This window comes from Kitasatospora indigofera, assembly GCF_014655955.1.
GTDB lineage: Bacteria > Actinomycetota > Actinomycetes > Streptomycetales > Streptomycetaceae > Kitasatospora > Kitasatospora indigofera.
The window spans coordinates 152034-165731 of sequence record NZ_BNBO01000013.1 but is presented as its reverse complement, the minus strand read 5'-3'; the positions used below and the strand labels follow the sequence as shown (position 1 = coordinate 165731).

Here is a 13698-nt window from a genome sequence, read left to right as displayed (position 1 = left end):
CGGGACACTCCCTGGGGAGTGTCCCGGCCGGCTCGTCGCTGTCCGCCGGCCCGGCGGGTGGTGTTCCCGCCGGGCCGGCGTCGGTCAGGTGGAGACCACCGTGCCGGGCTGCGCCCGGCCGCCCTGCTGGGCTCCCAGGGCGGGCAGCTCCGTCAGCGGCGCGCTGCCCAGGACACCGCCGAGCAGACCGGACCCGGCGCTGCTCTGGCTCGGCCGGGGCGCCGTGCCGCCGGGGGCGGCGGTGCGACCGCTGGACGAGGTTCCGGCCGCGGGGGCGTTCGGCGTCCCGGCCGAGGGAGCCGCGTCGGTCTTCCCCGAACGGGGCTTGGCGCTCTGGCTCGCCTTCGGCGAGGCGGGTGCGGAGGCCGAGGGGGTCGCGGTCGGGGTGGGCGGGTGCGAGGCCGTGGGCGAGGGCTTGCCGGTCGGGGTCGCCGCGGGGCTCGGCGCCGTCGAGGCGGTGCCGGGCCAGAGCGGGGTGCCGTAGTCGCTGCTCGGGGTGGCCGGGCCGGGGGCCGGGCGGCCGCCGGTGCGCACGGCGGCACCGAGCATCGAGCCGAGCAGCAGGGTCAGCCCGACCACCAGGGAGGTGATCACGGCGCCCCGGCGCAGGACCCGCCGGCGCAGGGCGCCGGGCGCGCCGGCCCCGTACCGCCGCCAGGCCTCCAGGGCGAGCCGCCCGTCCAGCGAGCCGAACGGCGCGCCGGCGATCAGCAGCGGGCTCCAGGCGGCCAGGAAGATCAGGTCGGGGGTGTCGTAGACCGGCACCGACCGCCAGCTCACGGTGAACAGCAGCGCGGCGGAGAGCACCATCGCGGCGCCGGCCGCGAACCGCTGCCAGAGGCCGAGGATGGAGAGCACGCCGACCACGATCTCGGTGAAGGCCACGCCGAGGCCGGCGCCCACCGGGTGGGCCATCGCGAAGTCCAGCAGCGGCTCGGCGACCCGCCAGGGGTGCAGCGAGGCCAGCCAGCGCATCATCGAGCCGCGGTCGCCGCCGTCGAAGTACACCGGGTTGCAGAGCTTGCTGAAGCCCGCGTAGACGGAGAGCGAGCCGAGCAGCACCCGCAGCGGGAGCAGCACGAGGCCGAGGTCGACGCGGCGGCCCGGGTACCAGGCGTGCCTGGAGTCGCCCGCCGCGGTGGCGGAGACCTCCGGCAGTTCGCCGGCCGGCGTCCAGGGCCTGGGCGTGCCGGTGGTGCCGGGACCGGCCGGCGAGCCCGGCTGGCGCGGCACGGTCGAGGAGCCGCCGTAGGGCGGGAGCAGTTGGGTGTCGTCGTCCGCCCGGGCGCCCGGGCCGCGCGCGCCGGCCGGGGCCGGCACGGTGCTGAGGCGTACGGCCTCCAGCAGCCTGGTGGCGGCCATGTCCCCGGGAGCGGCCTGGCCGGTCCAGGTGACGGCGGTGACCCGGCCCTTGCGGCGGGGCGCGCCGACGGCCGCGCCCGCGAGCAGCGGGACCTCGGCCGTGTCGACCACCACCTGCGGGGTGACCAGCGGGCGCCGGATGAAGCCCTGGGAGGCGTACGGGTCGCCGAAGGCCGCGCCGTAGGCCGGCAGGTCGCCGGGCACGTCGATCAGCGGCGCCACGGGGGCGCCGAGTCTGAGCCGGAAGCTCGCCTGGGTGCTGCTCAGCCGGGCGGGGTCGGACGGCACCTTGACCGTGTTGAGACCGGGGCCGGAATCTATCCCCGCCGTGCCGCCCTGCCCGGGGAACCGAGGTGTTCTGGTGTCCACACCCGTCTAACCGGGTGACGGCCGGTTAGGACACTCTCCCGGGTGGATTCTTGGCGGCCACTTGAAGTGATCATGAGAAAAGCGATCGGGCCCGGTCAGGCCCGATCGCTTTCACCCAAATCCGTGCAGGTCAGGAGGTCCTGGAACGCAGCCGGGCGGCCTCGTACAGCACGATGCCCGCCGCGACGCCGGCGTTCAGCGACTCGGTGGCACCCGGCATCGGGATCCGCACCCGGATGTCGCAGGTCTCCGAGACCAGCCGGGACAGGCCCTTGCCCTCGCTGCCCGCGACGATCACGACCGGGCCGGTGAGCGCCTCCAGCTCGCCGACCTCGGCCTCGCCGTCGGCGGCCAGGCCCACCACCAGGCAGCCGGCCTTCTGGTAGGCCTCCAGCGCGCGGGTGAGGTTGGTGGCGCGGGCCACCTGGAGGCGCGCCGCCGCGCCCGAGGAGGTCTTCCAGGCGCCCGCCGTCATGCCGGCCGCCCGGCGCTCGGGGATGACCACGCCGTGCGCGCCGAAGGCGGCGGCGGAGCGGACCACCGCGCCGAGGTTGCGGGAGTCGGTCACGCCGTCCAGCGCCATGATCAGCGCGTCCTCGCCGAGGTCGGCCGCGACGCCCAGCAGGTCCTCGGGGTGGGCGTACTCGTACGGCGGGACCTGGAGCACCAGGCCCTGGTGGTTCAGGCCGCCGGTCATCTGGTCCAGCTGCGGGCGCGGAGCCTCCATCAGCGGGATGCCGCGCTCGTTGGCGGCCTGGAAGGCCTCGCGCACGCGGTCGTCGGTGTCGATGAACTGCATCACGTAGAGCGCGGTGGCGGGCACCCCGCCCTGGAGCGCCTCGACCACCGAGTTGCGGCCCACCACCAGCTCGGCGGCGCCGGCCCCGCCGCGGCCGCCGCGCCCGCCGCCACCGCTGCGGCGCATGCCGGCCCGCGACTTGGCGTCCATCTCGCGCTTCACGGCCGCGTTGGCCTGGCGCTGCTTGACGTGCCCCTTGCGGGCCGAGGCGGGCGGCGTCGGGCCCTTGCCCTGCAGCGCCTTCCGGCTGTGGCCGCCGGTCCCGACACTCGCGCCCTTCTTCGATCCGGGGTTGCGACGGTTCCTGCGTGCACTGTTGCCGGCCATGGCTGTTCATTCCTGTCTGTCTCGCACGCCCGACGGCGACTCCGTCCGCGACCTGCTCTGCGTCATGTGGATGGGCCGCACCGATCCGGTACGGCCCACCCTCACCCCTCCGGCGCGAGGGGTTACTGGTTGTTGATCGTCCAGCGCGCGCCGGACGGGGTGTCCTCGATCGCCAGCCCGGCGAGGCCGAGCTGGTCGCGGATGGCGTCCGCGGTCGCGAAGTCCTTGCGGGCCCGGGCCGCCTGCCGCTGGTCCAGGACCAGCCGGACCAGCGAGTCGACCACGCCGTGGAGGTCCTCGCCGTGGTCCGCGCCGGACCACTGCGGGTCCAGCGGGTCGAGGCCCAGCACACCGAGCATCGCACGGACCTCGGCCAAACGTGCTACCGCGCTCTCCTTGTCGTCCGCCGTCAGCGCGCTGTTGCCCTGCCGGACGGCGGTGTGCACGATGGCCAGCGCCTGCGGCACGCCCAGGTCGTCGTCCATCGCCTCGGCGAAGGCCGGCGGCACCTCGGCGGCAGCCTCGACCGGGCCGCAGCGCTCCACGACCCGCTGGACGAAGCCCTCGATCCGGCCGAAACCGGCCTCGGCCTCGCGCAGCGACTCCTCGCTGTACTCGATCATCGACCGGTAGTGCGGGGCCCCCAGGTAGTAGCGGAGCACGATCGGGCGCCAGCGCTGGACCATCTCGGAGACCAGCACCGAGTTGCCGAGCGACTTGCTCATCTTCTCGCCGCTCATGGTGACCCAGGCGTTGTGCACCCAGAAGTTCGCGAAGCCGTCGCCGTAGGCCTTCGACTGGGCGATCTCGTTCTCGTGGTGCGGGAAGATCAGGTCGAGCCCGCCGCCGTGGATGTCGAAGGAGCTGCCCAGGTACTTGTGGGCCATCGCGGAGCACTCCAGGTGCCAGCCGGGACGGCCGTTGCCCCACGGGGTGCTCCAGCTCGGCTCGCCCGGCTTGGCGGTCTTCCACATGGCGAAGTCGCGGCTGTCCCGCTTGCCCGTCTCGCCCTCGCCCTCGGGCTGGCGGAGGTTCTCCAGCTTCTGGTTGGAGAGCGAGAGGTAGTCGGGGAAGGACTTCACGTCGAAGTAGACGTTCCCGTCGGCCTCGTAGGCGTGGCCCTTCGCGATCAGGACCTGCATCATCTCGATCATCTCGGGGATGTGCCCGGTGGCCCGCGGCTCCACGGTGGGCGGCAGGCAGCCGAGCACCGAGTAGCCGTCGTTGAAGGCCCGCTCGTTGGCGTAGGCGATCTGCCACCAGGGCGTGCCCAGCTGGCGCTCCTTGGCGATCACCTTGTCGTCGATGTCGGTGACGTTGCGGGCGAACGTGACCTGGTAGCCGCGGTAGGCGAACCACCGCTGCATGATGTCGAAGTTCAGGCCGGACCGGATGTGCCCGATGTGCGGGGCCGCCTGAACGGTGGCGCCACACAGGTAGATCGAGACACAACCCGGTACAAGCGGGACGAAGTCGCGTACCTGGCGGGCGTCGGTGTCGTACAGGCGAATGCTCACAGCGTCAAGCGTAGTGGGCACAGGGGGGTGCCCCGCGACATTCTTGAATGTCAATGCTGCCGCGGGGTCGTTACGCACATGTGGCCGACCGGAGGCCGGCCCTCCGGTCAGAGGTTCCCGATCACCTTGCGCGGGGTCAGCCGGACCACGACGCGCACGGCGTCGGGGGTGTCGTAGGCGTACCTGGCCTTGCCGCGGTACTTGAGCTCCAGCTCGTCGATCAGCTCCCGGCCGCCCTCGTGGCTGAAGGTGACCTCGCCACGGACCTCCACGTAGGAGTACGGGTCGTCGGTCGGGTAGACCACCAGGGAGATCCGCGGATCCTTGAGCAGGTTCAGGTGCTTGCGCCGGCCTTCGACCGTGGAGAACAACAGGTCGTCGCCGTCCCGCTTGATCCAGACCACGGACGCCTGCGGGCTGCCGTCCGGCTGCACCGTGGCGATCACGGCGAAGGCCTTGCCGTCGATCACTGCCTTCGCGCGGTCTGAGAGTTGCGCTGCCATGGAGCCTCTTCTCGTTCACTCGACAGTCGGGGTCGCAAGGGTGACGAAACACCGGCCGGGATGCGCCGACCCCAGGGACCTCCACCTTGGTCAACTGCGCTGAACACGCGTCACCGACCCTTCATTCCCCGGTTGTTCGTCCCCCGGGAAGATTCACTCCGACGAGTGTCCGGGCACCTGGTAGACCAGCGCGGTGGCGATCGCCGCCAGGCCCTCGGCCCGGCCGGTCAGGCCGAGTCCGTCGGTGGTGGTGCCGGAGACCGAGACCGGCGCGCCGACTGCCGCGGAGAGCGCCTCCTGCGCCTCCGCCCGGCGCTTCCCGATCTTCGGACGGACGCCGATCACCTGGACCGAGACGTTCCCGATCTCGAAGCCGGCCTCCCGGACCAGCCGGGCCGCCTCGCCCAGCAGCTTCACCCCGGACGCGCCGGACCACTCGGGCCGGTCGGTGCCGAAGTGCGCGCCCAGGTCGCCGATGCCCGCGGCCGAGAAGAGCGCGTCGCAGGCGGCGTGCGCGGCGACGTCCGCGTCGGAGTGGCCGGCCAGGCCCACCTCGGCGTCCGGCCAGTCCAGGCCGGCCACCCGCAGCGGCCGGCCCGCCTCGAAGGCGTGCACGTCGGTGCCGATCCCCACCCGGGGGATCAGCGGGAGCGGTGCGGTGTACGGCTCAGAAGCCATCGGAGGCCCTCCGTCGGGCGAGTACGGCCTCGGCGAGCACGAGGTCCAGCGGGCGGGTCACCTTGAAGGCCTCCTCGTGGCCCGGCACCACGACCACCCGGCCGCCGTAGCGCTCGACCAGGCCCGCGTCGTCGGTGACCGGCGGCAGTCCGCCACCGGCCTCCTCGGCCAGCGCCTCGGCGTGCACCCGCGACAGCACCTCCCGGCGGAAGCCCTGCGGGGTCTGCACGGCGCGCAGGGTGGAGCGGTCGGGCGTGTCGAGCACCGGCTCGGGGGCTCCGGCGGCCTGCGGCTCGACCCGCTTGACGGTGTCGGCCAGCGGCACCGCGGGCACCACGGCCTCGGCCCCGGCCCGGACGGCGGCCGCGACCGCGTCCACCACCTCCACCGGCACGAGCGGGCGGGCCGCGTCGTGCACCAGCACGATCCCGACCTCCGCCGGGATGGCCGCGAGCCCGAGCCGCACCGACTCCTGGCGGGTCGCCCCGCCGGGCACCACCCGGACGTCCTTGCCCTCCAGGCCGTGGCTGCCGAGCAGGGTCACCACCTCGGCCACCCCCTCGGGCGGCGCGGCGACCACGACCAGGCCGACGGCCCGGCTGCGGGCCAGCGCCCGGACGGCGTGCACGAGCAGCGGCACCCCGCCGAGTTCCCGCAGGGCTTTGGGGGCTCCCGGCCCCAGCCGCTCACCGCGACCGGCGGCGGGCACCACTGCTGCTGCGACTGCTGCTGCCGTGTTCAGGTTTCACTCCTTCGGCGAAGTGGGTATGGCCATGGCGTGCACGACGGACGCGACCCCTTCCGGACACGCCTCAGCGCCCGAAGTGCCACTGCACCACATCGGGGAGCATGAGCGCCCTGAGCGGCGCGCCGGCATCGGGCGCTGTGAACGTGGAACGCGGAACTACGAGGCCAGCACCTCGTCGAGCAGCGTCTCCGCCTTGTCCTCGTTGGTGTTCTCGGCCAGCGCGAGCTCGCTGACCAGGATCTGGCGCGCCTTGGCGAGCATCCGCTTCTCGCCCGCGGACAGCCCGCGCTCGCGCTCGCGACGCCAAAGGTCGCGCACAACCTCGGCGACCTTGATAACGTCGCCCGAAGCAAGCTTTTCGAGGTTCGCCTTGTAGCGGCGGGACCAGTTGGTCGGCTCTTCGGTGTACGGTGCGCGAAGCACCTCGAAGACCCGGTCCAGACCCTCCTGGCCGACCACATCGCGCACACCGACGAACTCTGCGTTCTCGGCGGGCACGCGCAGCGTCAGGTCACCCTGCTGCACCTTCAGCACCAGGTAGGTCTTGTCCACACCTTTGATCTGGCGAATTTCGATGGCCTCGATCAGCGCAGCCCCGTGATGGGGGTAGACCACCGTGTCGCCAACCTTGAACGTCATGTGACAGGACCCCTTCCGTGGCTTTCCAGAATAACACGCTTTTCGGCGCACCCGAAGGGCGTTTTCGCAGGTCAGGGCCGGTCTCGGGGCTTGACAAGCACCCCCATGACGTGCTGCGACCGGTCGTCGACGGAGGCTTCCCGCAGGTCGGAGGCGGTTCCGGCGCCGGGCGAAACCTGCTGCAACACTCACGAAACCATGATTGGATCTTGAGTTTTCGCTCTTTATCCCGCCGTTTCCCGATCGTGATCCGATCTTGGTCCATGACGGCCGGGCAGGCCCGGGCCTGGTTCGTGGGCGGCGAATCCTCCGGCGCGGCGCGCGGAGGTGTCCGGGGGCGTGCACGCCACGCCCGCACTGCGGCGGGTCGGCGGGAGATCCGTGCGACCCGTCCCGGCCCCGTCGGCGCCCGCCCCGCCCGCCCCGCCGCCGGCGGCCCGCCGGACTCGGCCCGCGACACGGGGCCACCCCATGATGAGCGGATAACAGCGGTCGGTAACCTGGGCCCTGACCATCCGAAACGTGACCAAGGAGAAGCCGCCGCCGTGAGCCGCAGCCTTCGACGCGGCAGCCTCGCCGCCATCGCCGCCATCGCCATCGCCTCGCTGTCCGCCTGCGCGGCCGGCAACAACGCGGAGACGCTGGAGGTCAAGCCGGACAACACGTCGGTGACCCTCGGCACCGACCTCAGGCTGAACAACATCGTCGTCGTCACCGGGGACGAGACCTCGGGCGAGCACACCGGGCCCGCCAACGTGACGGTCAACATCAGCAACACCGGCGCCGAGCCGGCCAGGCTGGAGTCCATCAGCGTCGAGGGCGGCGGGACGGCGACCCTCACCGACCCGAGCGGCGCGCCCCTCAAGGAGCTGATCATCAAGCCCGGCGACGCGGTGCTGCTCGGCGGCCCGGGCCAGCCCACGGCCCGCCTCGCCTCGGCGACCCTCCAGGTCGGCGGCTTCGTGCCGACCACCTTCGCCTTCGAGAAGGCCGGCCAGGTCCAGGCCGAGGCGGCCGTCTACGCGAACTTCGGCTACTACAAGGGCTTCGGCCCGACCCCCACGCCCTCCGCCCCGGCCTCGCCCGCCGCCGGCACGGCCAGCCCGGCCGCCGCGCCCAGCCCCACGGCCGGCGCCACGGCCACGGCCGGTGCCAAGCCCACCGGCCCGGCCGCCTCCGGCAGCCCCACCGCCTCGGGCAGCCCGATCGCCGCCGCGCACTGACCCGACGCGGCACCCGGACGAACGCGACGGCCCCCGTCCCCCCTCCTGGGGGGCGGGGGCCGTCGTACGGGGCGCGGGGCCCCGGCCGTGCGGCGCGCGGTTACGGCTCGAACTTGTAGCCGAGGCCGCGGACCGTCACCAGGTACCGCGGGGCGCCCGGGTCCGGCTCGATCTTGGCCCGCAGGCGCTTCACGTGGACGTCCAGCGTCTTGGTGTCACCGACGTAGTCGGCGCCCCAGACCCGGTCGATCAGCTGCATCCGGGTCAGCACCCGGCCGGCGTTGCGCAGCAGCATCTCCAGCAGGTCGAACTCCTTGAGCGGCAGGTCGACCTTGGCGCCGTCCACCGTCACCACGTGCCGGTCGACGTCCATCCGGACCGGTCCCGCCTCCAGCGCGCCGGGGCCGCCGCCGTCCGCGCCCGGGCCGCCGTCCTCACCGCGGCGGCGGAGCACCGCGCGGATCCGGGCGACCAGCTCGCGGGTGGAGTACGGCTTGGTGACGTAGTCGTCCGCCCCTATCTCCAGGCCGACCACCTTGTCGATCTCGCTGTCCTTGGCCGTCACCATGATCACCGGCACGTTGGAACGCACCCGCAGCTGGCGGCAGACCTCGGTACCGGGCAGGCCCGGGAGCATCAGGTCGAGCAGGACGAGGTCGGCGCCGTTGCGTTCGAACTGCTCCAGGGCGTCGGGCCCGGTGGCCGCGATGGCCACCTCGAAGCCTTCCTTGCGGAGCATGTACGAGAGGGCGTCGCTGAACGACTCCTCGTCCTCGACCACCAGTACTCGGGTCACTTTCGGGCCTCCGGGGCAAGCTGGGGGGATGGGGATGACAGGGGGTGGGCGGACGACTCGCCGGCGAGCGGTCCGTCGCCGGGGGCCTGCCCGGCGGGCAGCCGGACGGTGAAGGTGGAGCCCTGGCCCTCGACGCTCCAGACCGAGACGGTGCCGCCGTGCGAGGCGGCCACGTGCTTGACGATGGAGAGGCCGAGGCCGGTGCCGCCGGTCTGGCGGGACCGGGCCGGGTCCACCCGGTAGAAGCGTTCGAAGACCCGTTCGCGGTCCTTCTCGGAGATGCCGATGCCCTGGTCGGTCACCGAGATCTCGATCAGCTCGCCGTCCGCCTCGCCGAGCGCCGCCGCACTGGAGATCCGGCGGGTCGCGATGGCCACCCGGGTCCGCGGCGGGCTGTAGTTGACGGCGTTCTCCACCAGGTTGCCCAGCGCCGCGGCCAGCTGGCCGCGGTTGCCGTGCAGGTAGAGCCCGGCGATGCCGCCGGCCGCGATGTGGATCTGCTTGGCGGCGGCCTGCTGCCGGCAGCGGTCGATCGCCTCGGCGATCAGCTCGTCCACCGGCACCGGCTCCGGGTCGACCATCAACCGGTCGTCCTGGACCCGCGACAGGTCGATGATCTCCTGGACCAGGCTGGCCAGCCTGGTCGCCTCGATCTGCATCCGGCCGGCGAAGCGCTGCACCGCCTCCGGGTCGTCGGAGGCGTCGGCGACCGCCTCGGAGAGCAGCGAGAGCGCGCCGACCGGGGTCTTGAGCTCATGGCTGACGTTGGCGACGAAGTCGCGGCGGACGGCCTCCACCCGGCGGCGCTCGGTGAGGTCCTCGACCAGCACCAGCACCAGGCGGGAGCCGAGCGGCGCGACCCGGACGGAGACCGCCAGCGGGTCGGCGGCGCGGGCCACGCCCGGGCGGGGCAGTTCCAGCTCCGCCTGGCGGATCTCCCCGTCGCGGCGGGTCGCCCGGGCCAGCGAGAGCATCTGGTCGACGGCCACCGCGCCGCCCCTGACCAGGCCCATCGCGTAGGCGGCGGAGCTGGCCTTGACCACCTCGTCGCCGTCCCCGAGCACGATCGCGCACGAGCGCAGCACCGAGAGCACCGTGTCCACGCCGGGAGGCAGCGGGGACTCCTGGGTGCCGGTGGTGCCGTTCGCGTTCTTGCCGCTGCTGCCGTGCCGGTCGCGGGCCTGTTCGCGTTCGCTCCAACGGAAGGCGATGGCGGCCGTGAGACCGACGCCGAGCCCGGCTATGGCGCAGGCAGCGGCGGCGGCCACATTCACGTCCATGTGGCCAGCGTAAGCGCATCCCGGAGGCCCTCCCCCAGGGTCCGATCAAGGCATCGGCCTGACGTTGCCGAGAATTCACCTTCAGGTAGCCGTCGATTCACCGGTCGGCGCGGGCGGCGTCGCCCGGACGGCCCAGTGTGGTGGCACGGCCCGTGTGGGACGGGGCAGCGGCAGCGGACACCCGCCCGCCGCCCCTGGTGCGCGCGTACGATTCGCGCCACCAGCAGCGGCCGTCCCGCCAGTCCCCGGACTGCGGGGCGACCGGTCGGCACCGCCACCGACACAGCTTCTGAGGAGAGAGCATGCGCGACGCGTACCACGAGGAACTCGACTCGATCGGCGACAGCCTGGTCGAGATGGCCCGGCTGGTCGGTTCGGCCATGGGCCGCGCCACCACCGCGCTGCTCGACGCGGACCTGGCGCTCGCCGAGAGCGTGATCGCCGCGGACGAGAAGGTCAACGCCCTCCACCACGACCTGGAGAACCGGGCGATCGACCTGCTCGCCCGCCAGCAGCCGGTCGCCACCGACCTGCGGATCGTGGTCACCTCGCTGCGGATGAGCGCCGACCTGGAGCGCTGCGGCGACCTGGCCCGGCACGTCGCCAAGGTCGCGCGGCTGCGCTACCCGGCGTCGGCCGTGCCCAACGACCTGCACCCGATCGTCCTGGAGATGGGCCAGCTCGCCCAGCGCCTGGTGGCCAAGGCCGGCCTGGTCATCGCCACCAAGGACGTCGACGCGGCCCTGGAACTGGAGCGGGACGACGACGCCATCGACGCCCTGCACCGCGAGCTGTTCGCACACCTGATCGACGACCGCTGGCAGCACGGTATCGAGACCGGCGTGGACGTCACGCTGGTCGGCCGCTACTACGAGCGCTTCGCCGACCACGCGGTCTCGGTGGCGAAGCGGGTCGTCTACCTGGTGACGGGCGAGCACGTCGAGGAGTTCGTCGCCTCGGGCGAGGCGGCAACCTCGGAGTAGGACCGTCCGGCCCGGGGTGGGTCAATGGAGGGGCGGCGTCGGGGACGCGGATCGCGAGGCCGGACCAGGCCGGACCGGGGGTGGCTCCGGCCGGGGGCCGGGGGCGGGGCCGCGGCGACCGACGCCGCCTCGGGGTGGCCGGGGGGCGTACGTCCCCCGTCACCTCCCACCTTGGGCCCGTCGCTCTAAACCGCGGGCGGCGGTGGTGAGGGAGCACGGCAGGCCGGGCCCCCACCCCCGCGCGCCCGTTGACGCTCCCCGGGCGCGACGCTTCACTCGACGTGTAGGCACAGAAGTGTGCCCGTCACGAGGAGGGTCCAGCACCATGAAGGCAACCCCCACCCGGCCGGCGCCCCCGGTCCGTACCTCCGAGCCCACCACTCCCCGGTTGCTGCCCGTCCTCGCCGCCGGCTGCGGCTGCGGTCCCGGCTGCGGCTGCGGCTGCCAGAGCGGCGCGCCCTGCCAGTGCGGCGGCGCGAGCGGCGGCTGCTGCGGCCACTGACCCCTTCCGCCCGCACCGCCCTCCGGCACGGGCCCGCCGGGCCGGCTGCCCGCACCCCGCGCCCGGCATCAGGCGCGGGACAGCCGGCGCCGGTCAGCCTGCGCGGGAAGGACGCGCGGTGTCGACCGCGCGGGAACGACCGAAGGCCGGCCGGGGTGCCACCGCTCCGTTGCGGGGCACCCCGGCCGGCCGCGGTCTGCCCGGGCCAGGCTCAGGACCAGGCCCGGGACAGCCTCGGACCGTGCCCGCGGTCTCTCACCGCGGGTCCGGCCTGCTCGGAGCGGTCAGCGCGCTCAGAACGTCAGATCGGTGCAGGAGTAGAACGCGTTGCCGGTGTCGGCGATCTCCCAGACCGCGACGACGACCTGGTGCCCGGTACGGCCGGTGGGCAGGGTCGCGGAGTGGCTGAGCGTGGTCGGCGGCTGGGCACCGTTGTAGGGCACGGTCAGGAACGGCGTGAGGTCCAGGTTGGCCCGGGTCACCGGCTGGGTGGCGTTGTAGCCGGCCTTGGTCAGGAAGTACCGGAACGACGTGGTGGCGTGCCGCGCGGTGAACTTCCAGGTGAAGGTGAGCTTCTGCCCCGCCGTCACCTTGGTGCTGGGCCAGTTGCCGCCGCGCGGGGCGTCCAGCTGGGCGAACCGGGAGTTCCCGCCCGCGCAGATGGTGCCGTCGGACGGGCCGCCCGACGGGAAGCCCTTCGGGCCCTCCACGCTCTGCGGCTCCCACTGGATGTCACCGCAGCCGGTGACGGTGCCCGCCGCGCACAGGGCGGCGCGGCTCGGCGGGGTCGAGATGTAGCCGTGCGACTGGGCGGGGAACGCGAGACCCAGCGGGACGGCGGCGGCCGCGAGGGTCGCCGCGAGAACATGACGTTTGCGCATGGTGCTCCTCCGTGGGGGTGGATGAACACGCCGGACACAGGCCGCGTGTGGGGAGCGGCCGACAGAGTTCGTTGGCATGCCTGCGCCAGGCCAGTACCCCCACGCTAGAAGCCGGGACACCCGAGCGTCAATGGTCTGAACCATTTTGGGACACCGGGCCTTGACGGACGGTCAGCACCCCTGCCCGGCAAGCACCTCCGCCGACTCCGGCCACCTCGCCGGCCGCCTCGCCGGAAACGCGAAACGGCCCCGCGCCCCGGATGCGGGGAGCGGGGCCGGACCGGCCGAAGGGGGTTCGGACTACTTCTTGCCCTGGTTCTTGACCGCCTCGATGGCCGCCGCGGCGGCGTCGGCGTCGAGGTAGCGGCCGCCCTTGACGACCGGCTTGAAGTCGGCGTCGAGCTCGTAGACCAGCGGGATGCCGGTCGGGATGTTCAGGCCCGCGATGTCCTCGTCGGAGATGCCGTCGAGGTGCTTGACCAGCGCCCGCAGGCTGTTGCCGTGGGCGGTGACCAGGACGGTCTTGCCGGCGGCGAGGTCCGGGACGATCGCGTCGTACCAGTACGGCAGCATCCGGTCGACGACGTCCTTGAGGCACTCGGTCCGCGGACGCAGCTCGCTCGGGATCTCGGCGTAGCGGGCGTCGCCGGCCTGCGAGTACTCGTTGTCGTCGGCCAGCACCGGCGGCGGGGTGTCGTACGAGCGGCGCCAGAGCTGGAACTGCTCCTCGCCGAACTCGGCGAGCGTCTGGGCCTTGTCCTTGCCCTGCAGGGCGCCGTAGTGGCGCTCGTTCAGCCGCCAGCTGCGGCTGACCGGGATCCAGTGCCGGTCGGCCTTGTCCAGCGCGATCTGCGAGGTGCGGATGGCGCGGCGCAGCAGCGAGGTGTGCAGCACGTCGGGGAGGAAGCCTTCGGCGGCGAGCAGCTCGCCACCGCGGGCGGCCTCCTTCTCGCCCTTCTCGTTGAGGTCGACGTCGACCCAACCGGTGAACAGGTTCTTCTGGTTCCACTGGCTCTCGCCGTGGCGGAGCAGGATCAGTCGGTAGGTCGTATCAGCCATGACCCCCAGCTTAGTGGAGGGGTTTTAAGGGC

Annotated in this window: 14 protein-coding genes; 3 read left to right on the top strand and 11 right to left on the bottom strand. The window is 73.1% G+C overall.

Annotated elements, in window-relative coordinates:
* Positions 1-84 precede the first annotated feature (84 nt).
* The 7 genes from IE329_RS14785 to IE329_RS14755 all read right to left on the bottom strand — a co-directional run bounded on the left by IE329_RS14785 (position 85) and on the right by IE329_RS14755 (position 6942).
* Complete coding sequence (locus IE329_RS14785; RefSeq protein ID WP_229927442.1) at positions 85-1650, bottom strand: DoxX family protein; 1566 nt, start codon at positions 1648-1650, stop codon at positions 85-87.
* A gap of 211 nt (positions 1651-1861) precedes the next feature.
* A complete protein-coding gene (rlmB, locus tag IE329_RS14780) occupies positions 1862-2857 on the bottom strand; it encodes a 23S rRNA (guanosine(2251)-2'-O)-methyltransferase RlmB (RefSeq protein WP_190211318.1) in 996 nt (331 codons plus the stop codon).
* A 122-nt stretch (positions 2858-2979) separates the two neighbouring features.
* Positions 2980-4374 carry a cysteine--tRNA ligase gene (gene cysS / locus IE329_RS14775; RefSeq protein ID WP_190211317.1) on the bottom strand — a complete coding sequence of 465 codons (1395 nt, stop codon included), beginning with the start codon at positions 4372-4374 and terminating at the stop codon, positions 2980-2982.
* A 107-nt stretch (positions 4375-4481) separates the two neighbouring features.
* Complete coding sequence (locus IE329_RS14770; RefSeq protein ID WP_190211316.1) at positions 4482-4877, bottom strand: PPOX class F420-dependent oxidoreductase; 396 nt, start codon at positions 4875-4877, stop codon at positions 4482-4484.
* Positions 4878-5030: 153 nt separating this feature from the next.
* The gene (gene ispF / locus IE329_RS14765) at positions 5031-5555 is read right to left on the bottom strand and encodes a 2-C-methyl-D-erythritol 2,4-cyclodiphosphate synthase (protein WP_190211315.1); all 525 of its coding nucleotides are present in this window, start codon (positions 5553-5555) and stop codon (positions 5031-5033) included.
* Complete coding sequence (gene ispD / locus IE329_RS14760; protein WP_190211314.1) at positions 5545-6267, bottom strand: 2-C-methyl-D-erythritol 4-phosphate cytidylyltransferase; 723 nt, start codon at positions 6265-6267, stop codon at positions 5545-5547. The genes ispF and ispD overlap by 11 nt, the downstream gene beginning before the upstream one ends.
* Before the next feature lie 192 nt (positions 6268-6459).
* On the bottom strand, positions 6460-6942 hold the full coding sequence (locus tag IE329_RS14755; RefSeq protein WP_030244332.1) for a CarD family transcriptional regulator: 483 nt from the start codon (positions 6940-6942) through the stop codon (positions 6460-6462).
* A gap of 545 nt (positions 6943-7487) precedes the next feature.
* Between IE329_RS14755 and IE329_RS14750 the strand changes: the two genes are divergently transcribed.
* A complete protein-coding gene (locus tag IE329_RS14750) occupies positions 7488-8165 on the top strand; it encodes a DUF461 domain-containing protein (protein WP_190211313.1) in 678 nt (225 codons plus the stop codon).
* Positions 8166-8265: 100 nt separating this feature from the next.
* Here IE329_RS14750 and IE329_RS14745 read toward each other — a convergent pair whose 3' ends face one another.
* Positions 8266-8961 carry a response regulator transcription factor gene (locus IE329_RS14745; RefSeq protein WP_073924503.1) on the bottom strand — a complete coding sequence of 232 codons (696 nt, stop codon included), beginning with the start codon at positions 8959-8961 and terminating at the stop codon, positions 8266-8268.
* Positions 8958-10241: a sensor histidine kinase gene (locus IE329_RS14740; RefSeq protein WP_190211312.1), complete on the bottom strand. Its 1284-nt coding sequence runs from the start codon at positions 10239-10241 to the stop codon at positions 8958-8960. Before IE329_RS14740 ends, IE329_RS14745 begins: the two co-directional genes overlap by 4 nt.
* 302 nt (positions 10242-10543) lie before the next feature.
* On the opposite strand from IE329_RS14740, the gene phoU reads away from it, so the two are divergent.
* Both phoU and IE329_RS14730 read left to right on the top strand, forming a co-directional pair.
* Entirely contained in the window at positions 10544-11224 is a 681-nt protein-coding gene (gene phoU / locus IE329_RS14735) for a phosphate signaling complex protein PhoU (protein WP_073924505.1), read from the top strand.
* Between the two features lie 325 nt (positions 11225-11549).
* Positions 11550-11726, top strand: coding sequence for a hypothetical protein (locus IE329_RS14730; protein WP_190211311.1), 177 nt, complete (start codon positions 11550-11552; stop codon positions 11724-11726).
* A gap of 293 nt (positions 11727-12019) precedes the next feature.
* Here the strand turns inward: IE329_RS14730 and IE329_RS14725 are convergent, their stop codons facing one another.
* Both IE329_RS14725 and IE329_RS14720 read right to left on the bottom strand, forming a co-directional pair.
* Entirely contained in the window at positions 12020-12607 is a 588-nt protein-coding gene (locus tag IE329_RS14725; protein ID WP_073924506.1) for a lytic polysaccharide monooxygenase auxiliary activity family 9 protein, read from the bottom strand.
* Between the two features lie 300 nt (positions 12608-12907).
* The gene (locus IE329_RS14720; RefSeq protein ID WP_073924507.1) at positions 12908-13666 is read right to left on the bottom strand and encodes a phosphoglyceromutase; all 759 of its coding nucleotides are present in this window, start codon (positions 13664-13666) and stop codon (positions 12908-12910) included.
* Between the last annotated feature and the right edge of the window lie 32 nt (positions 13667-13698).

Bases quoted from the DNA above. Each gene is read 5' to 3' on its own strand.
- rlmB (WP_190211318.1), bottom strand. From the start codon at position 2,857: ATGGCCGGCAACAGTGCACGCAGGAACCGTCGCAACCCCGGATCGAAG.
- IE329_RS14770 (WP_190211316.1), bottom strand. From the start codon at position 4,877: ATGGCAGCGCAACTCTCAGACCGCGCGAAGGCAGTGATCGACGGCAAG.
- ispF (WP_190211315.1), bottom strand. From the start codon at position 5,555: ATGGCTTCTGAGCCGTACACCGCACCGCTCCCGCTGATCCCCCGGGTG.
- IE329_RS14755 (WP_030244332.1), bottom strand. From the start codon at position 6,942: ATGACGTTCAAGGTTGGCGACACGGTGGTCTACCCCCATCACGGGGCT.
- IE329_RS14740 (WP_190211312.1), bottom strand. From the start codon at position 10,241: ATGGACGTGAATGTGGCCGCCGCCGCTGCCTGCGCCATAGCCGGGCTC.
- phoU (WP_073924505.1), top strand. From the start codon at position 10,544: ATGCGCGACGCGTACCACGAGGAACTCGACTCGATCGGCGACAGCCTG.
- IE329_RS14730 (WP_190211311.1), top strand. From the start codon at position 11,550: ATGAAGGCAACCCCCACCCGGCCGGCGCCCCCGGTCCGTACCTCCGAG.
- IE329_RS14725 (WP_073924506.1), bottom strand. From the start codon at position 12,607: ATGCGCAAACGTCATGTTCTCGCGGCGACCCTCGCGGCCGCCGCCGTC.
- IE329_RS14720 (WP_073924507.1), bottom strand. From the start codon at position 13,666: ATGGCTGATACGACCTACCGACTGATCCTGCTCCGCCACGGCGAGAGC.